The organism is Kitasatospora sp. NPDC002040, assembly GCF_040296785.1.
GTDB lineage: Bacteria > Actinomycetota > Actinomycetes > Streptomycetales > Streptomycetaceae > Kitasatospora.
In genome coordinates, this window is the sequence record NZ_JBEOXV010000007.1 from 36,316 (window position 1) to 61,152 (window position 24,837).

Annotated in this window: 18 protein-coding genes; 6 read left to right on the forward strand and 12 right to left on the reverse strand. The window is 73.2% G+C overall.

Going from position 1 to position 24,837, the window contains the following annotated elements; genetic code table 11:
- Positions 1–21: 21 nt before the first annotated feature.
- The gene (locus ABT118_RS18420) at positions 22–957 is read right to left on the reverse strand and encodes a glutamate ABC transporter substrate-binding protein (protein WP_350669803.1); all 936 of its coding nucleotides are present in this window, start codon (positions 955–957) and stop codon (positions 22–24) included.
- A gap of 23 nt (positions 958–980) precedes the next feature.
- Positions 981–2,303 carry a GlnX family signal transduction membrane protein gene (locus ABT118_RS18425; RefSeq protein WP_350669804.1) on the reverse strand — a complete coding sequence of 441 codons (1,323 nt, stop codon included), beginning with the start codon at positions 2,301–2,303 and terminating at the stop codon, positions 981–983.
- A 238-nt stretch (positions 2,304–2,541) separates the two neighbouring features.
- On the opposite strand from ABT118_RS18425, the gene ABT118_RS18430 reads away from it, so the two are divergent.
- Positions 2,542–3,117, forward strand: a complete 576-nt coding sequence (locus tag ABT118_RS18430; RefSeq protein WP_350669805.1) for a nucleosidase — start codon at positions 2,542–2,544, stop codon at positions 3,115–3,117.
- Between the two features lie 19 nt (positions 3,118–3,136).
- Here ABT118_RS18430 and ABT118_RS18435 read toward each other — a convergent pair whose 3' ends face one another.
- Complete coding sequence (locus ABT118_RS18435; RefSeq protein ID WP_350669806.1) at positions 3,137–3,727, reverse strand: cysteine hydrolase family protein; 591 nt, start codon at positions 3,725–3,727, stop codon at positions 3,137–3,139.
- Positions 3,728–3,798: 71 nt separating this feature from the next.
- Between ABT118_RS18435 and ABT118_RS18440 the strand changes: the two genes are divergently transcribed.
- Positions 3,799–4,749 (forward strand): GlxA family transcriptional regulator, encoded by a 951-nt coding sequence (locus tag ABT118_RS18440; RefSeq protein WP_350669807.1) that lies wholly within the window; start codon positions 3,799–3,801, stop codon positions 4,747–4,749.
- A 162-nt stretch (positions 4,750–4,911) separates the two neighbouring features.
- Here ABT118_RS18440 and ABT118_RS18445 read toward each other — a convergent pair whose 3' ends face one another.
- From ABT118_RS18445 to ABT118_RS18475, 7 genes are all read right to left on the reverse strand, one after another.
- Positions 4,912–5,931 (reverse strand): N-acetylglucosamine kinase, encoded by a 1,020-nt coding sequence (locus ABT118_RS18445; RefSeq protein ID WP_350669808.1) that lies wholly within the window; start codon positions 5,929–5,931, stop codon positions 4,912–4,914.
- Between the two features lie 54 nt (positions 5,932–5,985).
- Complete coding sequence (locus ABT118_RS18450) at positions 5,986–7,266, reverse strand: 6-phospho-beta-glucosidase (RefSeq protein ID WP_350669983.1); 1,281 nt, start codon at positions 7,264–7,266, stop codon at positions 5,986–5,988.
- Positions 7,267–7,274: 8 nt separating this feature from the next.
- Positions 7,275–8,159 carry a carbohydrate ABC transporter permease gene (locus ABT118_RS18455; RefSeq protein ID WP_350669809.1) on the reverse strand — a complete coding sequence of 295 codons (885 nt, stop codon included), beginning with the start codon at positions 8,157–8,159 and terminating at the stop codon, positions 7,275–7,277.
- 2 nt (positions 8,160–8,161) lie between these two features.
- Positions 8,162–9,118, reverse strand: coding sequence for a carbohydrate ABC transporter permease (locus ABT118_RS18460; RefSeq protein WP_350669810.1), 957 nt, complete (start codon positions 9,116–9,118; stop codon positions 8,162–8,164).
- 7 nt (positions 9,119–9,125) lie between these two features.
- Complete coding sequence (locus ABT118_RS18465) at positions 9,126–10,475, reverse strand: ABC transporter substrate-binding protein (RefSeq protein WP_350669811.1); 1,350 nt, start codon at positions 10,473–10,475, stop codon at positions 9,126–9,128.
- A 92-nt stretch (positions 10,476–10,567) separates the two neighbouring features.
- Positions 10,568–11,731 (reverse strand): ROK family transcriptional regulator, encoded by a 1,164-nt coding sequence (locus tag ABT118_RS18470; protein ID WP_350669984.1) that lies wholly within the window; start codon positions 11,729–11,731, stop codon positions 10,568–10,570.
- Between the two features lie 243 nt (positions 11,732–11,974).
- Positions 11,975–13,090, reverse strand: coding sequence for a mechanosensitive ion channel family protein (locus tag ABT118_RS18475; protein ID WP_350669812.1), 1,116 nt, complete (start codon positions 13,088–13,090; stop codon positions 11,975–11,977).
- Positions 13,091–13,427: 337 nt separating this feature from the next.
- Here ABT118_RS18475 and ABT118_RS18480 point away from each other — a divergent pair, with 337 nt between their 5' ends.
- A complete protein-coding gene (locus ABT118_RS18480) occupies positions 13,428–14,036 on the forward strand; it encodes an HNH endonuclease (protein WP_350669813.1) in 609 nt (202 codons plus the stop codon).
- Positions 14,037–14,135: 99 nt separating this feature from the next.
- On the opposite strand, the gene ABT118_RS18485 is transcribed toward ABT118_RS18480, so the two are convergent.
- The gene (locus ABT118_RS18485; protein WP_350669814.1) at positions 14,136–17,906 is read right to left on the reverse strand and encodes a beta-N-acetylglucosaminidase domain-containing protein; all 3,771 of its coding nucleotides are present in this window, start codon (positions 17,904–17,906) and stop codon (positions 14,136–14,138) included.
- 430 nt (positions 17,907–18,336) lie between these two features.
- Between ABT118_RS18485 and malQ the strand changes: the two genes are divergently transcribed.
- Both malQ and ABT118_RS18495 read left to right on the forward strand, forming a co-directional pair.
- Positions 18,337–20,370 (forward strand): 4-alpha-glucanotransferase, encoded by a 2,034-nt coding sequence (malQ, locus tag ABT118_RS18490; RefSeq protein WP_350669815.1) that lies wholly within the window; start codon positions 18,337–18,339, stop codon positions 20,368–20,370.
- 21 nt (positions 20,371–20,391) lie between these two features.
- Positions 20,392–20,622, forward strand: coding sequence for a hypothetical protein (locus ABT118_RS18495; RefSeq protein ID WP_350669816.1), 231 nt, complete (start codon positions 20,392–20,394; stop codon positions 20,620–20,622).
- 81 nt (positions 20,623–20,703) lie between these two features.
- On the opposite strand, the gene pepN is transcribed toward ABT118_RS18495, so the two are convergent.
- Positions 20,704–23,295: an aminopeptidase N gene (gene pepN / locus ABT118_RS18500; protein WP_350669817.1), complete on the reverse strand. Its 2,592-nt coding sequence runs from the start codon at positions 23,293–23,295 to the stop codon at positions 20,704–20,706.
- Positions 23,296–23,576: 281 nt separating this feature from the next.
- Between pepN and ABT118_RS18505 the strand changes: the two genes are divergently transcribed.
- A complete protein-coding gene (locus ABT118_RS18505; protein ID WP_350669985.1) occupies positions 23,577–24,764 on the forward strand; it encodes an ROK family transcriptional regulator in 1,188 nt (395 codons plus the stop codon).
- The last annotated feature ends 73 nt before the right edge of the window (positions 24,765–24,837 follow it).

A 24,837-nucleotide genomic window follows, 5' to 3' on the forward strand; every position in this document is an offset into this window, starting at 1 on the left:
GATGTCTCGGTGCCGACGCTGCTACGGCAGGTAGGGCACGGAGTTGGTGCCCATGCTGGGGGCCAGCCAGCGGTTGTAGGCGGCCTGCCAGCCGCCGTTCGCCTGGTAGTCCAGCAGGATCTGGTTCACCAGCGCGGTGAGGTCGGTGTCCTCCTGCTTGAGCCCGATCCCGAGCTTCGCCGGGATGATGTTCTCATCGACCAGCCGGACGGTCGGGTCCTGGGCGGCCTGGGCGGCGGCCAGCGAGGAGTCGGTCAGGGTCGCGTCGACCTTGCCGAGCTGCTGCAGCACCAGGCAGTCGAGCTGGTTCTCCACGATGGTGACCGAGCTGGTGGCGTACCCGGGCTTCTTCAACTCGGTCTCGGAGGAGGACTGCTGGGCCGCGCAGGCGCGCTTGCCCCGCAGCCCCTCGGCCACCGTGGCCGACTTGTCCGATCTGGGCACCACCAGGCGCTGCCCGGTGGAGAAGTACGGGGCGGAGAACGCGATGTCCTTGCGGCGGTCGCAGTTGATGGTCATGGTGCGGACCACCATGTCGACCGTCCCGTTGCGGATCGCCTCGATCCGCTTGGCCGTGGTCACCGTCCGGAAGGTGACCTTGTTCGGGTCGCCCAGCACCGTCTTGGCGATCGCCCGGGCCAGCTCGATGTCGAAGCCCTCCAGCTGGCCGCTCTGCGGGTTCCGGAAGCCCCAGTTGTAGCTGTTCTGGTCCACGCCGACGACCAGGGTGGCCCCCGGGCGGCTCCGGATCTCCTGCACCTTCCGACCGCTCAGCGCCGAACTGGGCGCCGGGGTCTGCTCGGAGCAGTCCTTGGCGGGCTCGGCGGCCGGTGCCTGCGGGGCCGCGGCCGGAGCGGCGGCGACAACTCCGGCCACACCGTGGGAGGTTCCGGCCCCCACCAGCCCGGCGGCCAGCGCCGCGGCGACGACCAGTGCCCTGGTCCGTACGGTACGCACAGTCGATTCCCCCTTCGCCACCATCACCGGTACTCCGCCAGCCGCCGGCCGAGGCCGACCGTCACACCCGCCGCCGCCAGCAGGGCCAGCACCCCGGCGCCCACCGCCAGCCCGGTCAGCCCGCCGTCGACGCCCTGCGCCGAGTCCTCGAAGGCGGCCAGCTCGGCCGCTGCGGCCTTGCCCAACTGCTCGTCCATCGCGGCGAACACGGCCGCGCTGGTGTCCGTCCCCTCCGGGCCGACCACGGCCTGGAGGGCGGCCGCGTAGTTGTCGCCCTCCTCGGCGGCCTTGTGCCTGGCGCTCCAGGCCGGGAACAGCTTCGCCGCCTGGTCCAGCGCCAGCACGGCGTCCCGGGGCGCGTTCATCCGGGCGTCGGACAGGGTGCCGCCCAGGATGCGGCCGCCGTCGCGCTTGGCCGGATCGCCCGCCAGCGCGGTGGTGTACTTCAGCCAGTCCTGGTCGTACGTGTCCGACCCGCCCCGCGCCACCAGGTCCAGGTTCTCCGCCGCCCGGGACTGCAGCGCCTCGATCCGGGCCCGGTTCAGCACCCGCAGCGGGTCGGCACCGTGGGTCCGGCTGTCACCGAGGTTCAGCTGGGCCAGGAAGGTGCCGACCACCAGCCAGAGCAGCGTGGCCAGCACCGCCGCCGACGCCCCCACCAGGCCGAGGTTGAACACCCGGTTGGTCCGGCGCAGCAGCAGCACCTGGCACCAGACCAGCGCGCCCAGGGTGAGCACGCCGAAGCCGAACGCCGTCCAGGCGAAGGACTCGGCCGCCGTGTAGTCGCTGTTCAGCTGCCGGTTCTCCGCCTCCACCAGCCGCTGCGCGGTCGGCAGCAGGGTGCCCTGCATCTGCTTGGAGGCGTACCGCAGGTAGGCCCCGCCGAGCGGCAGCCCCTGCCGGTCGTTGGCCCGGGCGGTCTCCACCAGGCCGGCGTACTGCGGGAGCTGCTGGTTCAGCTCGGCCACCCAGCGCTGGGCGTCCGAGCTGGCGTCGGTCCGCGCGGCGGCCTGGGCGAGCAGCCGGGCCGCGGTGGCCAGATCGCCCTCGTACCGCTCGCGCAGGGCCGGCGGGGCGTTGCCCGCGAGCAGGAAGGCGGAGGCCGCGGTGGTGTCCGCGTCCGCCAGCGAGCGGTAGATCTCGGCGGCGTCCTGGCTGAGCGGCTGACTGTGCGTCACCACCTGGTCGGCGGCCGCGGCCCGGGTGCTCACCTGCCAGGCCGTCAGGACGCCGAACAGCAGCACCAGCGCGGTCAGCACCGCCCCGGCCGCGCGCAGCCGGGCCGGCGCGGTGCCGGTCAGCTGTCGCAGCCGCTGCTGTGCCGCCGTTGCCGCCGGCGTGCGCACGCCTGTCACCACCGGTGTCGCCACCTGCCCCACCCTCCCCGTGGACCCTCCGCGTTCGGAGTACGGTCCGTTGCGAGCAGTATGGCCGCCGGGTCCGACCGCCACACTTGAGTTGCGCCGATCTTGAGGTACGGGTCTTCCGTCACGGGCGACGCGGGACGCACCCTATGCGGTTCCCCGCGATCAGGAGAAGGCCGGGCCCCGGGGAGGGGAGGCCGGCCGATCTACCATGGGAGGCATGCGTCTGCTCGGAACCATCACTCCTGACCGCCCGCTGCTCGTGGTCGCCGCGGAGGAGGAGGCCGCCCACTTCGGCGACTCGCTCCCGATCCTGCTCACCGGCATAGGGAAGATCAACGCCACCGCGGCCCTGGCGACCGTGCTGGCCCGGGGCGAGCGGCCCACCGAGATCCTCAACCTCGGTACCGCGGGCGCGCTGCGCTCCGGCTGGGAGGGGACGCACGAGGTGGCCCGGGTGCTCCAGCACGACCTCGACACCCCCGTGCTGCGCGCGCTCACCGGCCGGACCTACGGTGCCCCGATCGGGTTGGACCTGGCCAGCGGACCGGTGCTGGCGACCGGGGACCTGTTCGTCTCCGACCCGGCCGCCCGGGACCGGCTGGCCGAGCAGGCCGACCTGGTCGACATGGAGGGCTACGCGATCGCCACCGTGGCCCGGCGGGCCGGCCTGCCGGTGCGGCTGGTCAAGCACGTGAGCGACGAGGCGGGCACGGGCGCGGACCGCACCTGGCGCGAGTCGGTGGACGCCTGCGGCAAGCACCTCGCCGCCTGGCTGCGCGAGCAGGGGCACTGACACCGGGTCAGGCGCCGGGTCAGACCGCCTTGAGCACGTCCCCGGTGGTGACCACCTTGGCGAAGCGCATCGCGTGCAGCACCGCGCCGGTGCCCCGGGCCAGCTGCTCGGCCGGGATGCTCACGCCGTCCGGGCCCGCCATCGCGAAGGTGTGCATGGCGTCGATCGGGAAGACCACGTCGTAGCCGAGGTTGCCGCCCATCCGGGCGGTGGTCTCGTTGCAGACGTTGGTCATGATCCCGACCGTCACCAGCTGGGTGGCGCCGCGCTGCTGCAGCCACTCGTGCAGGTCGGGGGTGCCATAGAAGGCGCTGTTCACGGTCTTGGTGATGAACAGGTCGGCCTCGACCCCGGCCACCACGGGCTTGAGTTCGTAGCCCGGGGTGCCGGGGGTGAGCGGGCCGCGCGCCGTCGCGTGCTGCACCACGACCACCGGCCGGTCGGTGCGCCGCCAGGCGTCGAGCAGCTCGCCGATCCGCTGCTCGGCCTCGGGGTTGTCCCGGTCGCCCCAGAACTCCTGGTCCTCGAAGCCCTGTTGCACGTCGATCACGATCAGGACGGCGTCGGGGGCGATGGTCAGCGGGGCGTCGAATGCACTGGTGTTGGTCATGGCTCCATGCTCCGGCCGGAGCACCGCGGGGGGTGAGCGGGCGGACCGCCGGTGATCGATAGATTCCTGCCATGGAGACGGTGGGATGTCTGATCCTGGACGGCGTACGGGCCTTCGACTACGCGGTGATCGGCGAGGTGTGGAACGACCGGCGGAGCGGGATGGGCTACCCGCCCTTCCAGCTGCGGGTCTGCGGCCGGGAGGGCAGCCGGGTCCGGCTCGGCGGCGGGCTGGAACGGGTGCCGGATGCCGGTCTCGACGCGCTGCTGGGCTGCGACCTGGTGGTGGTGCCCGGGGTCACCGACCCGACCGTACGGGCACCGGAGGAGGTGCTGGAGGCGCTGCGCGCCGTGCACGCGGCCGGGATCCCGATCGCCGCCCTCTGCGCGGGCGCCTTCGTGGTCGCGGACGCCGGTCTGCTGGACGGCCGCCGGGCCACCACGCACTGGTACCTGGCCGCCGAACTGGCGCGCCGTCACCCGGCGGTCCAGGTCGACCCGGGGGTGCTCTTCACCGGCGACGGCGCGGTCTGGACCTCGGCCGGGGTGGCGGCCGGGATCGACCTCTGCCTGCACCTGGTCCGGGCGGCGCACGGCCAGCAGACGGCGGCCGCGGTGGCCCGGGCGATGGTCACCGCACCGTTCCGCTCGGGCGGGCAGGCGCAGTTCATACCCTCCCCGGTGCCGGACGCACTGGGCGACGACCCGGTCTCGGCGGTCCGGGCCGCCGTCCTCGACGGACTCGAACACCCGTGGACGGTGGCCGAGTTGGCCCGGCTCGCGACCATGTCGGAACGCTCCTTCGCCCGCCGCTTCACCGAGGCGACGGGCGTGCCGCCGCTGCGCTGGCTGTCCGAGCAGCGGGTGCTGGCGGCGCAGCGCCTGCTGGAGGAGACCGACCTGCCGGTGGACGCGATCGCGGTCCGCTGCGGCTTCGGTTCGGCGGTCTCGCTCCGGCCGGCCTTCACCCGCCGGGTCGGGGTCGCCCCGCGCGACTACCGGCGCACCTGGCGCCGGGTCTGACCGGCTGCGGTCCATGGTTCGGGGAACGGCGCGGAGGTCCGGCGTGCGGGCCGCCGGACCGAGTGCCTTGACCGGCCCGCAGGTCGAACGCCCCCGGGGCCGGCGCCGCTGTTCCCCGAGCCCCTGCGGGTGCAGCCGGTGGCCCGGCGGCGGCCCGGCGGGTCAGCCGAGGGCGCCGACCGGGGCCGTGGTCGGGTAGGCGTCCCGCAGGCGCTGCTGGGCGACCGGGTCGGCGCCGAGGTGGTCGAGGCCGAGCAGGGCGGCGCCCAGCACCGGCGGGGCGACCACGACCCGGGGTTCGGCCAGGGGTGCGGCGGCGGCCAGGCGCCCGGTGACGTTGTCGAGCAGCAGGGCCTGGCGCGAGGCCAGCACCCCGCCGCCGAGCACCACCGGAGCGGGCTCCCCAAGCAGGTCGAGCCGGGTCAGCGCGACCACCGCGAGCCGGACGATCTCGTCCGCCTGACGGTCGATCAGCCCGAGGGCGGCCTCGTCCCCCGCCTCGGCGGCGGCGAACAGCACCGGCACCAGTTCGTGCAGCCGGGTCGACGACACCCGGCCGAGGTGGATCTCCTCGGCCAGCGCGGCGGCGGAGGGCAGCCCGAAGTGGGCTGCGATCGCCCCGGACAGGGCGGTCGGGCCGCCCCGGCCGTCCTCGGCCCGGACGGCGTGCCACATGGCGGCCGAGGCCAGTCCGGCGCCGCCGCCCCAGTCGCCGCTGAGCTTGCCGAGGGCGAGGAAGCGGGCGGTCCGGCCGTCCGGCAGCAGCCCGGCGCAGTTGATCCCGGCCCCGCAGACCACCGCGACGCCGCGCGGGCCGTCGGTACCGGCCCGCAGCAGCCCGAAGGTGTCGTTGGCGACGGTGTTGCCGACGCCCCAGCCGCGGGCGGTGAGGGCGGTCAGCAGGGCCTCCTCCTCCACCGGCAGGTCGGCGTTGGCCAGACAGGCGCTGACGTGCGAGACCAGGACGCCGGCCGCCGGGTCGATCCCGGCCTGGGCGGCCACCGAGGCGACCAGCGGGGCCAGTTGGGCGATGGCCGCCTCGGCGCCGACGGTCTGCGGCTGGAAGCCGCCGCCCCGGGCGTGGCCGAGGACGCTGCCGTCGGCGCCGACCAGGGCGACGTCGGTCTTGCTGTTCCCGGCGTCGATGGCGAGGACGCCGGGGAGTTGCTCAAGCTGCTGCATCAGGTCCCCGCTCGTGACTGCCCCGACCGTCCCGGCCGGGAATGGAGAAGAAGCTCACGCCCACGGCAGGTGGGCCCGGTTGTGCGCGAGCAGACGGTCCGTCAGCTGGTCGGCGAGTTCGATCTGCCCGACCAGCGGGTGGGCCAGCAGGGCGTCGAAGACCCGGTCCCGGCCGCCCTTGAGCGCCGCCTCCAGGGCGAGCTGCTCGTACGCGGTGACGCCGGCGATCAGGCCCGCGTACAGCGGCTCGACCGGCCGCTGCGGCAGCGGGCGGACCCCGTTCGCGTCCACCTCGGCGGGCACCTCGATGACCGCGTCGTCCGGCAGGAAGGGCAGCACGCCGTCGTTGCGGGTGTTGACCACCTGCACGCTGGTGCCGCCGTCGGTGCCGAGCAGCGAGGCGATCAGCTGGACGGCGGCCTCGGAGTAGAAGGCGCCGCCGCGCTGGCCGAGCAGCTCGGGCTTGGTGTCGAGGGTGGGGTCGGCGTACATGGTGAGCAGTTCCTGCTCGATCGCCGCGACCTTGGCGGCGCGGGAGCCCTCGACCTTCAACTCCTCGACCACGGCGTCGTGCTGGTAGAAGTAGCGCAGGTAGTACGAGGGCACCACGCCGAGCCGCTGGATCACCGGCAGCGGCAGGTGCAGGTCGTCCGCGATCTCCTTGCCGAAGCCGGCCAACAGCTCCGGCAGCACCTCGCGGCCGGTGGCGGCGCCGGGGGCGTCGAGCAGGGTGACCCCGCGCTCCCAGGTCAGGTGGTTGAGGCCGACGTGGTCGAGCCGGACCAGCTCGGGCGCGACGTCCAGGTGGGCGGCGAACTTGCGCTGGAAGCCGATCGCCACGTTGCACAGGCCGACCGCCTTGTGCCCGGCGGTCTGCAGCGCCCGGGTGACGATGCCGACCGGGTTGGTGAAGTCGACGATCCAGGCGTCCGGGTTGGCCCGGCGGACCTGCTCGGCGATGTCCAGCACCACCGGGACGGTGCGCAGCGCCTTGGCCAGCCCGCCCGCGCCGGTGGTCTCCTGGCCGACGCAGCCGCACTCCAGCGGCCAGGTCTCGTCCTGGTTGCGCGCGGCCTGGCCGCCGACCCGGAGCTGGAGCAGGACGGCGTCCGCGCCCTGCACGCCGGCGCTCACGTCGGTGGTGGTGGTGACGGTGGCGCCGTGGCCCTGCTTGGCGAAGATCCGCCGGGCCAGCCCGCCGATCAGCTCCAGCCGGTCGGCGGCCGGGTCGATCAGGACCAGCTCGCCGATCGGGAGGGTGTCGCGGAGCCGGGCGAAGCCGTCGATCAGCTCGGGTGTGTAGGTGGAACCGCCGCCGACGATTGCCAACTTCAGTGCGGACATCAGCCCTTGACCCCTGTCAGTGTCACGCCTTCGATGAAGGCCTTTTGTGCGAAGAAGAACAGAACGATCACCGGGGCCATCACCAGCAGCGTGGCCGCCATGGTGAGGTTCCAGTTGGTGTGGTGCGCGGCCTTGAAGGTGGCCAGCCCGTAGCTGAGCGTCCAGGCGTCCTGGTTGTTGCTGGCGTAGATCTGCGGGCCGAAGTAGTCGTTCCAGCAGTAGAAGAACTGGAACAGCGCGACCGCCGCGATGGCCGGCTTGGCCATCGGCAGCACCACCCTGAGCAGGGTGCGCAGCTCGCCGCAGCCGTCGATCCGGGCGGCCTCGACGTACTCCTTCGGGATGGTCAGCAGGAACTGCCGGAGCAGGAAGATCGAGAACGCGTCGCCGAAGGCCATCGGGATGATCAACGGCCAGAGCGTGCCGCCCAGGTGGAGCTGCTTGGCCCAGAACAGGTACATCGGGATGATGATCACCTGGGGCGGCAGCATCATCATCGAGATGACCGCCATCATGGCCAGGTTGCGGCCCCGGAAGCGGAACCTGGCCAGCGCGTAGGCGACCGGGACGCTGGAGACGATGGTCAGCACCGTGCCCAGGCCCGCGTAGATCAGGGTGTTGCGCCACCAGCCGAGGAAGCCCGGGGTGCGCCAGACCTCGACGAAGTTGCCCCACTGCCAGCTGTGCGGCCACAGCTCGGAGGTGATCGCCTGACGGTCGGTCATCACCGAGGTGAGGAAGACGAAGACGAACGGCAGCACGAAGAACAGCCCGGCCGCCAGGGCGAGCGAGTGGACGGCGACCCAGTGCAGCGCGGCCCGGCGCCGGGCCACCCTGACGGCGGCGCTGCGGCGGGTGAGCGGGAGGGGGATGGTTGCGGTCATGGTCAGTCCTCACTCGCCAGCAGGCCCGACTTCCGGCGCAGCAGCAGCGACGTGAAGGCCATCGAGATCACGAACAGGATCAGCGCGACCACGCAGGCGGAGCCGTAGTCGGAGCGCTGGAAGGCGAGGTTCTGGACCATCTGCGGGAGGGTCCAGGTCGAGCCGTTGGGGTAGCCGGGCTCGAACTGCTGGCCAGAGCCGCCGATCACGCCGCTGGCGACCCGTCCGGCCACGATCGCCTGGGTGTAGTACTGCATGGTCTGGATCACGCCGGTGACGACCGCGAACAGCACGATCGGCGAGATGTTCGGGAAGGTGACGAAGCGGAACTTCTGCCAGGGGCCGGCCCCGTCCAGCTCGGCCGCCTCGTACTGCTCCCGGGGGACGTCCAGCAGGGCGGCCATGAAGATCACCATCAGGTCGCCGATGCCCCACATCGCCAGCATGGTGAGCGCGGGCTTGGACCACGCGGGGTCGGTGAACCAGCCGGGGGTCGGCAGCCCGAGGTCGCCGAGCAGGGCGTTGACCGGGCCCGTACCGGGGTTGAGCAGGAAGGCGAAGGCGATCGTGGCGGCCACCGGCGGAGCCAGGTAGGGCAGGTAGAACAGGGTCCGGAACAGGCCCGCGCCGGTCTTCACCTTGGTGATCAGCAGCCCGATGCCGAGGCCGAAGGCGACCCGCAGGGTCACCATCACGACCACCAGCCACAGGGTGTTGCCCAGGCCCTGCCAGAACGACGGGTAGTCGTTGAGGACGTAGCTCCAGTTCTGCAGACCCCGGAAGGTCGCGCTGAAGCCGTCGTACTTCATGAAGGAGAAGTAGACCGTGGAGATCAGCGGGTAGGCGAAGAAGACCGTGAAGCCGATCAGCCAGGGGGACAGGAAGGCGACCGTACGGAGCGCCTCCCGGCGGCGCTTGCGCTTCAGCGCCGCCGGGATCGGAATACCAACAAGTGCCATGGCAGCGTCACTTGGCCTGGTTGACGGCCGTGTCGATCTCCTTGGCCGTGGCGGCGAGCCCGGCCTTGAGGTCGGTCTGCTTGCCGGACTCGTAGTCGAAGCCGAGGTTCTGCAGGCTCACCTGGTAGGCGCCGCCGTTGATGCTGGCGGGGGTGGTGCCGGAGTTCGGGTTCTTGGCGATGTCGATGAAGGTCCGGAAGTTCGGGTCGGCCGTCAGCTTCGGCGAGTCGAGCGCGGCGAAGGTGCTGGGCACGTTGTGGATCGTGTTGGCGAAGCTCACCACGGCGTCGGTGTCGGTGGTCAGGTACTTGACCAGCTCCCAGGCGGCGGTCTGCTTCTGGCTGCCGCGGGCGATCCCGATGATGGTGCCGGTCTGGTAGCCCCGGCCGTAGGTGGTGGCCTGGTCGTCCGGCACCGGGAACGGCGCGGTGGCCCACTCGAAGTCCGGCTTGTCCTCGGCCAGCGAGGCGGTGCGCCACTCGCCGTCGATCGACATCGCCACCTGGCCGGTGTGGAACGGGTTCTTGGCGCTGAACTCGTCGCCGAAGGTGGTCCGGTACTTCTCCAGCTTGTCGAACCCGCCGAGCTTGCCGACCAGGCCCTTCTGCCACTCCATCAGCGCGGCGACCTTGGGGTCGGCGGCGATGGTGGACTTGCCGTCGCCGTCGAAGTAGCTCGGGCCGTACTGGCCGAGCAGGTGGGCGATGCTGCTCTCGTAGCCGTGGTAGTTCGGCATGAAGCCGAGCTGCTTGAACCCGTCGCCCTCGGCGATGGTCAGCTTGGCGGCCGCCGCCTCGAACTCGCTGAAGGTCTTCGGCGGGGCGGTGATCCCCGCCGCCGCGAAGGCGGCCTTGTTGTAGTACAGGCCGTACGCGTCGCTGAGCAGCGGCAGCGCGCACTGGTTGCCCTGGAACTGGGTGTACTTGAGCATCGCGCCGGGGAAGGTCTTGGCCGGGTCGATCCCGTCCTTCTTCAGGAACGGGTTCAGGTCGGCCCAGACCTTGGCCGAACAGAACTTGCCGACGTTGTCGGTGGTGAACGAGGAGACCACGTCCGGCGCGTCCGAGCCGCCGGCCCGCAGTGCCTGCTCGCTCTTGTCGTCCTCGATGTTCGAGACGATCTTGACGTGGATGTTGGGGTGCGCCTTCTGGAAGGCGGCCACGTTGTCCTCGATCGCCTTGGTCTCGCTCTCCTGGCTCCAGCCGTGCCAGAACGTGATGTTCACGTCCTTGCCGGCGGCCGAGTCGTCCTGGCCGCCTTCGGAGTTGGTGCCGGTGCAGGCGGTGGCGAGCAGGGCCAGAACGGCGGTGCCGGTGACGGCGGCGAGCAGGCGGGACGATCTGCGGGCGGAGTGCATCGGTGGGTCCTCCTGGGACTTTGGGGCAGGCGGAAGCGCACGGGCGGTGGACGGGCTACGGGGTGACGGTGGGTCATGTCGGCGGCCGGGGGTCAGTGGGTGGAGAACACCGACTCACGGGCCGAGGCGAGGGCGCGCTGCAGAGCGCCGTGCAGGACGGGGGAGCCGGGGACGGTACTGCTGCGGACCTCGGGCCGGGGGATCGAGATCCGCGCCAGCGCGTCCTGGATCAGGGCGCGCAGCCGGTCGCCCCCGGCGGTGGCGGTGCCGCCGGAGAGCACCACCAGCTCGGGGTCGACCACCGCGACGATCGAGGCCAGGCCGACGGCGAGCCGCTCGGCCAGCTGGTCGAGGAACTCGTCGCCCGCGCCGGGGGTCTCCAGCGCCAGGGCGACGGCCGCCTCGGCGGTGCTGCCGCCGAGGCCGTGCTGCCGGGCCAGCAGCAGCACCGCCTCGGCACCGGCCAGCTCCTGGAAGCCGCCGGAGTTCTTGCGCCGGACGTTGTGCACCACGGGGGCGCCGGGCACCGGCATGTAGCCGACCTCGCCCGCGCCGCCGGTGTAGCCGCGGTGCAGCCGGCCGGCCAGTACGATCGCCGCGCCGAGGCCCTCCTCGGCCCAGAGCAGGACGAAGTCCTCGCAGCCCTGGGCCGCGCCGAAGGCCTGCTCGGCCACCGCGGCCAGGTTCACGTCGTTCTCGATCGTCACCGGGGCGCCGAGGGCGGTCTCCAGCTCGGCCAGCAGCTTGGGCGAGTGCCAGCCGGGCAGGTGCGAGGCGTACCGCAGCTTGCCGCTGGCCGGGTCGAGCGCACCGGGCACCCCGACCACGATCCCCTGCAGGTCGCCCGCGGCCAGCCCGGCCTCCCGCACGGTCGCGGCCAGCGCCTCGGCGGTGCGGTGCACCGTCTCGGCGGCCGGCCAGCCCTTGGTGGGGGTGAGTGCCTCGGCGAGCGTGCTGCCGGTGATGTCGGCGACGGCCGTCCGGACGTGCGTGGTGGTCACGTCCAGCCCGGCCACGTACCCGGCGGCCGGGTTGACCTGGTACAGCTGCGCGTTCGGCCCGGGGCCGCCGGCCGTGGTGCCGACCGGCAGGACCAGCCCGGCGCTCTCCAGCCGTCCGAGCAGCTGGGAGGCGGTGGGCTTGGACAGGCCGGTCAGGCTGCCGATCTGGGTCCGGGAGAGCGGGCCGTGGGCCAGCAGCAGCTCCAGCGCGGCCCGGTCGTTGATCGCCCGGAGCAGGCTGGGAGTACCGGCGATGGGGGTGCGGGTGTTGTCGGTCACAGCCCAGATCCTCCCCTCTCACCACCCGGCCGTGCTGGTCGGGGTGGTGCTCCGTGAATAGTTAGGAAACTTTCCAATCGCTGAGAAGGACGGTATGGCGCAGGGTGCGGGAGTGTCAATGGGACCCCCACCCGAGGTTGCCGAAGCGTTACGTGCGGGCAACGCGAAGCCCCGTCCCGGTCGGCGTTCTCCGGCGGGACGGGGCTTCGCGGGGTACGGCTACTCGCCGGGCTGGGCCGGGATCGGCTTGGCGATCTGCGAGGCGGCGGAGCCCGGATCGGCCAGCGCCGAGGGCGCGGTGCCGCCGGGCTCGACCAGCGCTCCCACCGTGACGGCGGCCGGCGCGTCCTCCTTCAACTTCACGCCCGCCTCGTCGAAGGCGGCCTTCAGCCGCTGCCGCAGCGCCCGTGAGACCAGCAGGGCCCGGCCGGGGGAGGTCCTCGCCTCGACCCGCAGCACCACCGAGTCGAAGGCCACCGACTCGATCCCGAGCACCTTGACCTGACCCCAGATCAACTCGTCGTACGGGGTCTCCTTGGCCAGCTGCTCGGCGGTCTCCTTGATCAGCTCCTCGATCCGGACCAGGTCCTCCTTGTAGCCGACCTGGACGTCCACCGAGGCGGTCGCCCAGCCCTGGCTCATGTTGGCGATCCGCTTCACCTCGCCGTTGCGGATGTACCAGATCTCGCCGTTGGCCCCGCGCAGCTTGGTCACCCGCAGGCCGACCTCCAGCACCGTGCCGGTCGCCACGCCGGTGTCGATCTCGTCGCCGACGCCGTACTGGTCCTCCATGATCATGAAGACCCCGGACAGGAAGTCCGTCACCAGGTTCCGCGCGCCGAAACCGATCGCCACCCCGGCCACCCCGGCACTGGCCAGCAGCGGCGCCAGGTTCACCCCGAGTGCGGAGAGCACCATCAGCGCGGCGGTCCCCAGGATGGTGAACGAGGTGACGCTGCGCAGCACCGAACCGATCGCCGCCGACCGCTGCTGCCGCCGCTCGGTGTTCACCACCCCGCTGTTGGCCAGCAGCCCGCCGAGCCGGCCGAGCTCGGCCTCGCTCTCCGAGGGCCGGACCATCCGGGCTATGAACTTGCTGATCAGCTTCTGCAGCACCGCCCGCAGCACCAGCGCGAGCACCACGATCAGCAGGATCCGCAGACCGTTCTCCAGCCAGCCCTGCCAACTGCTGCTCAGCCAGCCCGCGGCCTGCCGGGTCGCCTCGGCGGCCTCGGACGGCGAGGTCGGCAGTCTGGACAGCGGATCGTCGGACGGCGAGGACGAAGGGGCGGGGGAGGCGTCGGCGAGGAGGCCGAAAGCGCCGGAGCTGAACACGAGCGGAGTCCTTCCTGCTGGGGACCACCGGCCGTCTGCGGGCCACTGATCAGGACGAACTGCCAGCCTAGCCGCCGGGCACCACCCGGACGGACGGCCCGTCAGACGCCCGGAACGGGCCGAAGGGGCCGGTTACCAGGGGTGAACGGTGCAGGGCGGCCACCCGCTGGGCATATCGGATATGACGGAACCCACATCGGCTCCGTTTCGCTGGATTGGTGGCGCCCCGCAACGGCGTGAGGCGACACTGGTGGAGATCGTGTCGGGTCCACACCCCACGCGGTCACCCGCTCGTCCCGGCGCGAGCCACGCGCCGCAGGCGTCCAAGGAGGCCTCCGTGCCGCATGTCCTGGTCCTCAACGCGTCGTACGAACCACTCGGTGTCGTCTCGATGCGCCGCGCTCTCATCCTGGTCCTCAACCACAAGGCGGTCAGCCTGGAGGATTCCGGAATCACTCTGCACAGCGCCACCAGCGCCGTCTCGGCGCCGTCCGTCGTCCGACTGACCCGGTTCGTCCGGGTCCCCTTCTGCGGGCCCGTCCCGCTCACCCGCCGCGCCCTGTTCGCCCGCGACCAGGGCCGCTGCGTCTACTGCGGGGCCGCCGCAACCAGCGTCGACCACGTCATCCCGCGCAGCAGGGGCGGCCAGCACCGGTGGGACAACGTGGTGGCGGCCTGCCGCCGCTGCAACCACACCAAGGCCGACCGCCACCTCGCCGACCTCGGCTGGCGGATGAAGCGTCCGCCCGCCCCGCCCAGCGGCCTCGCCTGGCGGATCATCGGCACCGGCATCAAGGACCCGCGCTGGCGGCCCTACCTGGAGCCGTACGGCGCGACCGAACAGTTCCGCGAGTACGAGCACTACGACCATACCGACCACGGCGCGGCCTTCCCGGCCCCGCACGGACGGTCCCACCGCGGCGAGCCCGAACCGCTCTCCGCCTGACAGACAGGGCCTGCCAGCCAATCCTCGGTACGCCTCATGGGCCGCCGCCGCCACCCCCTCCGGGGGAGCGCCGGCGGCCCGCCGCGTTTCGCGACCTGGCTAGCCCGTGACGCCGTAGAGCTCGATGCCGGTGAGGGAGTAGCCGTACGGCGTGGCCCGGGTGACGCCCTGGACCCGTACGTACTGGGTGTCGGGGGCGTCGAAGCGGAGCGTCTCGGTGCCGCCCCGGCCGTCCTCGACGGTGGCGGCGGTGGTCCAGTGCAAGCCGTCGGGGGAGGTCTCGATCCGGTAGGACGAGGCGTAGGCGGGCTGCCAGGCAAGGACGGCGGAGCCGAGCCGGACGGGGGCGGGGAGGCGGAGCTGGATCCAGGCGTCGTCCTTGGCGGGGGCGGTCCAGCGGGTCTTGGGGTCGCCGTCGTTCACCGCGTCGGCGGGCGTCTTCGCCGAGTCGTCCCCGGAGGAGGAGGCCGCCGCGTCGGGCGCCAGGTCGGGCCCGCCGGTCGGCGGGACCACCCGCACCTGGAGGGTCTGGCGGACCGTCAGCCCGCCCGCCGTGAAGGCGACCGGCACCTGGTACGTCCCGGTGGGCGTCCCGGCCGCCGCCGTGACCAGCAGCGGGGCACCGATCCGGCCGCCGCGCGGCACCGCCAGCGCGGGCACCGGAGCGACCGTCAGGCCCTTGGCCACCACCGGGACCTCGGCCTTCAGCTCACCGGTGACCACGTCCGGGCGGCCGGACTCGACCACGGCCTTGGTCTGCGCCGGGACGGCGGCGCCCGCGATCACGTCCAGCACGGGGGAGGTCAGGCCGAGCCGGGCGGCGGGGGTGTCGGCGTACCAGGGGATGATCTGGTTCACCACCGGCGGTTCGCCGCCGGGGGCCCACCTGAGCCGGATCGCGCCGACCGGGCGGCCCTGGGCGGGCAGCTCGTTCCAGCCGGGCCGGACGGCGCCGACCGCGGTCCAGCTGCCGTCGGCCAGCTGGACCTCGACGGTGGCGTTGGCCCGGACGGTCGGGTCGGTCAGCACGGTGACCCGGTCCAGCGGCCGGGGCGCACCGAGTTCGACCGTCAGCGGGGCGTCGTTGCTGCCCGGTGCGCGGGCGGCCCGGTACGCGGTGTCGGGGTTGCCGTCCAGGACGGCGGCGGCCGAGGAGCCGGGCTCGGCGACCGGACCGCCGGTCACGGTGGCCGGGGTCTCGCCCGGGGCGGCGATGCTGAACTCGCGGACCGCGACGGCGGTCTTCTGGGCGCTGGTGGCGCGCAGCCGGACGGCCTTGGCGACCACCCCGGCCGGTGCGGTCGCGGTGATGTCCGGCCGGCCCTTGACCCGGGCCAGCTCCTTCCAGCCGCCCTCGCCGGTGGTGTACTCCAGTACGCCCTCGCGCAGGAAGTCGGTCGCGGCGCTGCGCGCGTCCGGGCCGTCGCCCCAACTGCCCATCAGTACCGTGACGGTGCCCAGCGGGCGGCCGGAGCCGAGGTCGAGCCCGATCGCGTCGCCGACCTGCGGCGGGGCCGAGGTCCAGTAGAAGGTGCTGGCCGAGTCGTCCGTCATCAGCGCGGGCCGGTGGTCGTGCGCGGTGCCCAGCGTGGTGGTGGCGCCCACCGCGCCGGCGCTGACGCCGGACCAGCTGTCGGCGGCCCGGGCGGCCCGGTCCAGGAACGGGTCGAGCACGCCGGCGCCGACCACCGCGCTGCCCTGCGCCAGCTGCTCGCGGGCGCTGCGCAGGGTGACCCGGTGCTGCCAGGCCGCGGTGCCGTCGCCACCGCGCTGGGCCAGCAGCATGTCGACCGCCGCCAGCCCGGCCCGGCCGTAGCCGGAGAGCTGGGTGAGCCAGGGATCGGCCTCGGCGGCCAGCGGTTCGGTGGCGAGCGACTGCGGGGCGGCGGCCATGGTGGCGAAGGCGTCCCGGAGCGGGGCGGCCGCCTCGGTCAGCCGGGCCGGGTCGGGGGTGCTGCCGCCGGTCGGCTCCAGGGCGGCCCAGAACCGCTCGGCGAGCGGGGTCAGGTAGCCGGACTCGGCCCGGGCCAGCGGGGAGGAGGAGCTGTTGCCCGCCAGTGCGGTGACGGCGGCCAGGCCCGCGTCCGTGCCGGCCAGCGGCCGCAGCGCGGCCCGCCAGGAGTCGGCGGGCCGGTAGCCGGCCGGGTTCCAGGCGAAGTCGGCGGCGGTGGCCAGCGGGACCCGGGAGAGCACCGGCTGCGCCATCGCGGCGGTCACCAGCGCGGCCGAACCGGTGGCCAGCTCCGGGTCGCGGCCCTGGTAGGCGCCGAGGTAGAGCCGGTCGGGCGCGGAGTCGTTGACGGGGTAGCTGTCCAGGGTGACCAGCGGGTGCCCGGCCGCCTTCGCCGCCTCGGCGACCTGACTGCCCGTGATCTTCGCCGGGATCACCGAACCGCCGCTCCAGGCGATCCGGACGTCCTTCGGCAGCCCGGCGGCCAGCGCCGTCCGGTAGGGGGAGGCGGCGGCCTTCTGATAGTCCGTCGGGACCACCGTGAGCGGGAGCTTCCCCTTGGTCAGCCGCTCCCTGACCTTGCCGACCAGGGCGGCCTGCGCCTTGGCGGCGGCCTCGGGGCCGGTGCCGAAGCTGCGGCGGTCGGTGGAGCAGTGCCACTCGTCGTAGCTGACGTCCAGGAACTCCAGCTGGAACGCCTCGAAGCCCAGCCTGCGCAGCCCGTCCAGCTTGGTCAGCAGTGCGTCCAGGTCCTTGGCGGAGCTGTAGCAGAACGACTGGCCCGGGTCGATCGAGTAGCCGGGCACGACGTGGTTCTGCCGGGCCCGCTCGGTCAGTTCGCGCAGCTCGGCGGCCTGCGCGGCGGGGTAGGCGTCGCGCCAGCGGGAGAGCCGGTACGGGTCGCCGCCGGGGGCGTAGAGGTAGAAGTTCTGCTTGGTCCGGCCCAGGAAGTCCAGCTGGGCCAGCCGCTGCTCACTGCTCCAGGGGGCGCCGTGGAACGACTCGGCGATGCCCCGGACGGCCGCTCCGGCGGGCCAGTCCCGGACCACCACCCCGGGGAAGCCGAGCGCCCCGGTGCCCTGCCCCTGCCCGGGCTGGACCGGCGCCAGCAGCTGACGCAGGCTCTGCGCCGCGTTGAACGTCCCGGCCGCGTCGACCCCGGCCAGCACCACCGCGCCGTACGTACCGCCGGTGGTCGGCAGCTGACCGACCGCCAGCAGGTAGCCGCCGGCGGGCAGGCCGTCGAACGAGAGCGGCTGCCCCGAGGCCGCCGCCAGGCCGCGCAGCGCCCGGTCGACGGCGCCGCCGGCCGCCTCCTCCGGGCCGCCGACGTAGACGGTCAGGCTGCCGGGCGCGGGCTCGGCGGGCAGGTCGGGCAGCGGGGTGACGTCGGTGGCCCCGGCGGTGCCGAGCAGCTCCCGGACCGCGTCCAGGGCCGGGGCGTCGGCCCGGTCCGCGCTCACCAGACTGACGGCGGTCGGGACGCTGACGGGCCGTCCGACCGCGGTCAGCTGCTGCGGGCGGGGGTAGACCTGCGGGTCGGCCATGGTGCCGAGCGGGGTGCGGGCGGCCGTACTGACCGGGCGTCCGGCCGGGATCTCGGCGTACGCGACACCGGGCACACCCACCAGCAGCCCGCCCACCACGGCAGCGGCCGAGAGCGTCGCGGCCAGCTGCAGCGCCGCCCGGCGCGGGCCCCGGCGGCGCTCGGCCCGGACGGAGGCGAGCAGCGGCTCGGTCCCCTTGAGGTCGGCGATCAGCCGGTCCGCGGTCTTCGGCGCCAACTGCCGCGCCGTCCGCGCGGTGGCCCTGCGGGCGGCCAGCGCGGCGGGGTGCCAGAGCACCTCCCGGAGGGCTGCGCTCTGCTCGATCTGCTGCCTCAACCGCCGACCGGCGGCCACCGACACCCGAGCCTGCACAGGACCTCCTCAACCCGAAAAACGTCCAGTCCAAGCCCCCGCCGCACAGCCCACCAGCAAGCCGTTCCGAAGTCAACGGCTGTGCGAGGAATGCCTGCTATGCCCCGAATTGATCCGAGCGGCCCCTGAGCCGCGCCGCAGGCGGGAGAGGGAGCGAAGTCGAAAGCTGATGCCGAAGGGGTGACCTGCGGATTCCCGAGCGGAGGCCCCTCGGGTCCGGCCCGGCCGGGCCCGGTACGCCAGCAGGCGTACCGGGCCCGGCCGTTGTGCGTGTCGGGTGGGGTCGGGCGGGGTGGGCGGGGGTAGGACTTGGGGGTCCGTAGGGCTTCATCCGAGTGCAGGAGGCCGTGCAGTGGCCGCATACCTCGACCGTGCCGCAACAGGCAGTTCGCAGGCTCCAGCCGAGGATCCGCCGCCCTCACCGGAGTTGGTGGCACTGGCGCACGCGCACGGGGTGGACAGCACGTACGACCCGGGCTCGGGCCCGGTGCCGGTGGCGCCGCACACGCTGGTGGCGGTGCTGGCCGTGCTCGGGGTGGACGCGGGCACCCCGGTGGCGATCCGGGACGCGATGGAGCGGCACCGGGCCGAGCAGGCGGCCCGGCTGCTCCCGCCCTGCATCGTGGTGCGGGCCGGCCGGCGGACGGCGCTGGACGTGCCGGCCGGGGTCAGGCTCGCCGTCGAGCTGGAGGACGGCGGCACCTGGACGCTGCCCACCAAGCCCTCGCACTGGCTCCCCGCCGACCTCCCGCTCGGCCGCCACCGGCTGACGGCCCGTACGGGCGGGCGCACCGAGTCGGTCCCGCTGATCGTGGCCCCGCAGCGGCTGCCGGAGATCGGGCAGCGCTCCTGGGGCTTCCTGGCGCAGCTGTACTCGGTGCTGTCGGAGCGCTCCTGGGGCATGGGCGATCTCGGCGACCTGGCCGAGCTGGCGCAGTGGGCCGGGCACGGGCTGGGCGCGGGCTTCCTGCAGATCAACCCGCTGCACGCGGCGCTGCCCGGCGCCCCCTCCGACCCGTCCCCGTACCGGCCGTCCTCGCGCCGCTTCGCCGACCCGGTGCACCTGCGGGTCGAGGCGGTGGCCGAGTACCCGTACGCGGACCTGGGCGAACTCCCGGAGCGCGGGCGCAGGTTGAGCCAGGAGGTGCTGGCGCACGACGGCCTGATCGACCGGGACGCGGTCCGGGCACTCAAACTCGAGGCGCTGGAACTCGTGCACCGGGTGCCGCGCGGCCCCGGCCGGGAGGCGGCGTACCGGGCGTACGTGGAGCGGGAGGGCCGGTGGCTGGAGCAGTACGCGGTCTGGTCCGCGCTGGCCGAGCAGCACGGCGACAACTGGCGGCACTGGCCCAAGGGCCTGCGCCACCCGGACAGCCCGCACGTCACCAAGGCGTCGCAGGACCTGGCCGACCGGGTGGAGTTTCACCGCTGGCTGGCCTGGCTGACGGACCAGCAGCTCGGCGCGGCCCAGCAGGCGGCGAAGGAGGCCGGGATGCCGGTCGGCCTGATCCACGACCTGGCGGTCGGCGCGCACCCGGACGGCGCGGACGCCTGGGTGCTCCAGGAGGTGCTGGCGGAGGGCATCTCGGTCGGCGCCCCGCCGGACGCGTTCAACGCGCACGGCCAGGACTGGGGCCTGCCGCCCTGGCGCCCGGACGCGCTGGCCGCCGCCGGGTACGCCCCGTACGCGGAGCTGCTGCGGGCGGCCCTGCGGCACACCGGGGCACTGCGGATCGACCACGTGATGGGCCTGTTCCGGCTCTGGTGGGTACCGGCCGGGCACCCGCCGACCCAGGGGGCGTACGTCCGCTACGACGCGGAGGCGATGCTCGGGGTGCTGGCGCTGGAGGCGCACCGGGCGGGCGGGTACGTGATCGGCGAGGACCTGGGCACGGTGGAGCCCGGCGTGCGGGAGGAGTTGACGGCGCGTGGGGTGCTCGGCACCTCGGTGCTCTGGTTCGAGCGCGACTGGCGGTCCGAGGGCGAGATCCTGCCGCCGGAGCGCTGGCGGGCCGCCTGCCTGGCCACCCTGACCACGCACGACCTGCCGAGCACCGCCGCCCGGCTCTCCGGCGAGCACGTCGAGCTGCGCCACCGGCTCGGGCTGCTGGCCCGCCCGCTGGACGAGGAGCAGGCCGAGGCGACCGCCGAACTGGCCGACTGGCGGGCCGAGCTGACCCGGGCCGGCCTGCTGCCCGAGGGCGCGGAGCTGACCGCCGAGGCGCTGTACGCCTTCCTGCTGGCCACCCCGGCCGAACTGGTCGGGGTCTGGCTGCCCGACACGGTCGGCGACCCCCGGCCGCAGAACCTGCCCGGCACCTGGGACCAGTACCCGAACTGGCGCCTGCCGGTGGCGGACCGGAGCGGACGCCCGGTCACGCTGGAGGCGCTGGCCGAGGCGGAGGGGACCGGACGGCTGAGGAGCGTGCTCGGAAGGCGGACCCCGGGGAGCGGCGAGGGGTAAGCGGCCGCTACCTTGGGCGATGTGGACAAGAAGAACGCTTTGCGAGCCGGCGCGGTCTCCGCGGCGGCGACGCTGATGATGCTGATGACGTCGCCCGCCGCCCAGGCGGTCACCCGCGACGACGGTGACGACCCGGGCAAGGGCCTGAGCACGGTCGACACCCTGGCCCTGTTCGTGGCGGCGCCGCTGGTGCTGTTCGCGATCATCGCGGGCCTGGTGATGCTGCCCTCGCTCGGCAAGAAGAAGAGCTGACGCTCCGACACCCGAAGGACCGCCGTCCGGCTCCGAGCCGGACGGCGGTCCTTCGTGCGTTCCCCACCTACCGGCGGACCGTCAGTGACCGAGCTCCCGGGCACCGGCGGTACGGTCGGCGGCCTGGGCCTTGAGCGCGCGCTCGACCGCCGCGCGGGCCTCGACCACCATCCGGCGCAGGGCCGGGGCCGGCTCGGCCGAGGCCAGCCAGGCGTCGGTGGCGTCCAGGGTGGCCTGCTCGACCTGGCGGGCCGGGTAGAGGCCGGTGACGATCTGCTGCGAGATCTCGTGGCTGCGGGTCTCGTAGATCCCCTTGATCGCGGCGAAGTACTTCGCCGTGTAGGGGGCGAGCAGCTCCCGCTGGTCGGGCTGGCCGAAGCCGCTGATCACGGCCTCCTGGACGTAGTTGGTCAGCTCGTCCGACTCCACCACGGAGGCCCAGGCCGCGGCCTTCGCCTCGGCGGTCGGCCGGGCCGCGCGGCAGGACGCCGCGTGCTCCTGGCCGGCCGCGGTGCTGTCCCGCTCCAGCTCGGCGTCGATCGCCTTCTCGGCGGCGCGGCCGGTGGCCACCAGCCGGGAGAGCAGCACCCAGCGCAGCTCGGTGTCGACGGCCAGGCCCTCGATCACCTGGGAGCCGTCCAGCAGACCGGCCAGCAGCGCGAGCTGACCCTCCGTCCGGGCGGCACCGGCCAGCGTGCGGGCCCAGGCCAGCTGGTGGTCGCTGCCGGGGGCGGCGGCGCGCAGCCGCTCCTCGGCGGCGGTGGACCAGCGCAGCAGGCCCTGCTCGCGCCAGGCCGGGTCGGCGTACACGTCGAGCGCCAGCTTGACCTGCCGCTGGACCGACTGGACCACGCCGATCTCGCTCTCCCGGGCCAGGCCGGAGAGGGCCAGCGCCAGGTAGTCGCGGGTGGCCAGCTCGCCGTCGCGGACCATGTCCCAGGACGAGGACCAGCAGAGCGCGCGGGGGAGCGAGGCGGTGAAGGCGCCGAGGTGCTCGGTGACCACGGCCAGCGAGGCCTCGTCCAGGCGGACCTTGGCGTACGACAGGTCGTCGTCGTTGAGCAGCAGCACGGCGGGGCGCTGACGTCCGGTCAGCTGCGGCACCGGGGTCTCGGCGCCGTCCACGTCCAGCTCGATCCGCTCGGTGCGGACCAGCCGGCCGTCCTGGAGGTCGTAGCAGCCGATCGCGATCCGGTGCGGGCGGAGCACGGACTCGCCCTTGGCGCCGGCGGGCAGCGCCGGGGCCTCCTGGAGCACCGAGAAGGCGGCGATGGTGCCGTCCTCGGCCAGCGTGACCGAGGGGCGCAGCACGTTGATGCCGGCCGTCTCCAGCCAGGACTTCGACCAGGCCTTCAGGTCGCGGCCGCTGGTCTTCTCCAGCGCGCCGAGCAGGTCGCTCAGCCGGGTGTTGCCCCAGGCGTGCGCCTTGAAGTAGGCCTGCACGCCCTTGAAGAACTCGTCCTGGCCGACGTACGCCACCAGCTGCTTGAGCACCGAGGCGCCCTTGGCGTAGGTGATGCCGTCGAAGTTGACCATGACGTCCTCGAGATCGTTGATCTCGGCCATGATCGGGTGGGTGGACGGCAGCTGGTCCTGCCGGTACGCCCAGGTCTTCATGTCGTTGGCGAAGGAGGTCCAGGAGTCCGGCCACTGCGAGCCGGGCGCCTCGGCCAGGCAGACCGCCTCGGCGTAGGTGGCGAACGACTCGTTCAGCCAGAGGTCGTTCCACCACTCCATGGTGACCAGGTTGCCGAACCACATGTGGGCCAGCTCGTGCAGGATGGTCGCGGCCCGCGACTCGTACGCGGCGTCGGTCACCTTGGACCGGAACACGTACTGGTCGCGGAAGGTGACCGCGCCCGCGTTCTCCATCGCCCCGGCGTTGAACTCGGGGACGAAGAGCTGGTCGTACTTCTCGAACGGGTAGGCGCAGTCGAACTTCTCCTGGAAGAAGTCGAAGCCCTGCCGGGTGACGGCGAAGATCGCGTCGGCGTCCAGGAACTCGCGCAGCGAGGGGCGGCAGTAGACGCCGAGCGGGACGACCTGGTCGCCGCTGCGGTACTCGTCGAAGACCCCGACGTAGGGGCCGGCGATCAGCGCGGTGATGTAGGTCGAGATCCGGCCGGTCGGCGCGAACCGCCACACCTGGGTGTCCCCGTCGCCGACCGGGGCCGGGGTGGGGGAGTTGGAGATGACGGCCCAGCCGGTGGGGGCGGTCACGGTGAACGTGAAGGCGGCCTTGAGGTCGGGCTGCTCGAACGAGGCGAACACCCGGCGGGCGTCCGGCACCTCGAACTGGGTGTAGAGGTAGGTCTCGCCGTCCACCGGGTCGACGAAGCGGTGCAGGCCCTCGCCGGTGTTGGTGTACGCGCAGTCGGCGACCACCTTCAGCTCGTTCTCGGCGGCCAGGCCCGGCAGTGCGATCCGGCTGTCGGCGAAGCTGTCGAGCGGCAGCGTTACGCCGTTCAGCACCAGCTCGGACACGCTCGGTGCAACCAGGTCGATGAAGCTCGCGGCGCCCGGAGTGGTGGCCGAGAACCGGACCACGGTGGTGGAACGGAAGGTCCCGCCGTCCCGGGCCGAGCTCAGGTCGAGCTCGATGTCGTACGACTCCACGTGCAGGAGCGTGGCCCGGGTGCGGGCCTCCTCACGGGTCAAGTTGGTGCCAGGCACTCGCAGGACTCCTTCGTCAGGCATGGATGCCTGGCATCCTCCCACGCGGGCGCTCCCGTGCGCCCGGGAGTATCCCGGGCACGCGGGGCGGTCCCGGGGACGCTTCGGCAACGATCCGTGTTCGATCTCCGTTCAGCACCGGTTCGCTCTTGACGCGGGCGCGGACGGGAGGCGGACCATAGAGTTCAGAAGTTGAAGGTGAACATTTGGGCACCGCCGCAATGGCGCGGCTGGGACGGGGACGGTCGAGTACCCGTGCCCAGGAAGGGTGAATCATGTCGATGGACACACCGGGATCGCAGTCGTCGCTGCACCGGGCCAATCTCGAACGGGTGCTGCGCGCGGTCCGGATGGCGGGCTCGTTGACCCAGGCGGAGATCGCCCGGTCCACCGGACTCTCCGCGGCCACGGTGTCCAACATCGTCCGGGAGCTGAAGGAGAGCGGCACCGTCGTGGTGGCCGACACTTCGTCAGGTGGGCGGCGGGCGCGGTCGGTCTCGCTCAGCGGGGACGCCGGGATCGTGGTCGGGGTCGACTTCGGCCACACCCACCTGCGGGTGGCGGTGGGCAACCTGGCCCACCGGGTGCTGGCCGAGGAGAGCGAGCCGATCGACGTGGACGTCTCGGCCCAGCAGGGCTTCGACCGCGCCGAGGCCCTGGTCGCACGGCTACTGGCGCAGGCCGGCTTCAAGCCGGAGAAGGTGATCGGCGTCGGCCTCGGCGTGCCGGGCCCGATCGACCAGGAGACCGGCGAGCTCGGCTCCACCGCGATCCTGCCGGGCTGGACCGGCATCACGCCCGGCCGGGAGCTCTCCCAGCGCCTGGGCATGGAGGTGTACGTCGACAACGACGCCAACCTCGGTGCGCTCGGCGAGCTGGTCTGGGGCGCGGGCCGGGGGCTCAGCGACCTGGCCTACATCAAGGTGGCCAGCGGCGTCGGCTCCGGCCTGGTGATCAACGGTCAGATCTACCGCGGCCCCGGCGGCACGGCGGGCGAGATCGGCCACATCACGCTGGACGAGGCGGGGCCGGTCTGCCGCTGCGGCAACCGGGGCTGCCTGGAGACCTTCGTCGGCTCCCGCTACCTGCTCAATCTCTTGAACGCCAACCACCCGGGCGAGCTGACCCTGACCAAGGTGGTGCAGCTGGCCCAGCAGGGCGACCTGGGCTGCCGCCGGGTGATCGCGGACGCCGGACGCCAGATCGGCAGCGGGGTGGCCACCCTGTGCAACCTGCTCAACCCGCGCCGGGTGATCCTCGGCGGAGACCTCGCCGAGGCCGGTGAGCTGGTGCTTTCCCCGATCCGGGACTCGGTGGCGCGGTACGCCATCCCGTCCGCGGCCCGCCAGCTCTCGGTGGTGCCGGGCACCCTGGGCGGCCGGGCCGAGGTGCTCGGGGCGCTCGCCCTGGTGATGAGTGAGATGGGCGAATCGGGCGCAATCCGACAGAAGGCCTCGGTGGGCGCCTGACACCGGAAATCGCTCTCCAGCGTTCGAAAATGGCGAAGCCGAGGCCGTTTGGTCTCGGCTTCGCCTTCAGGAA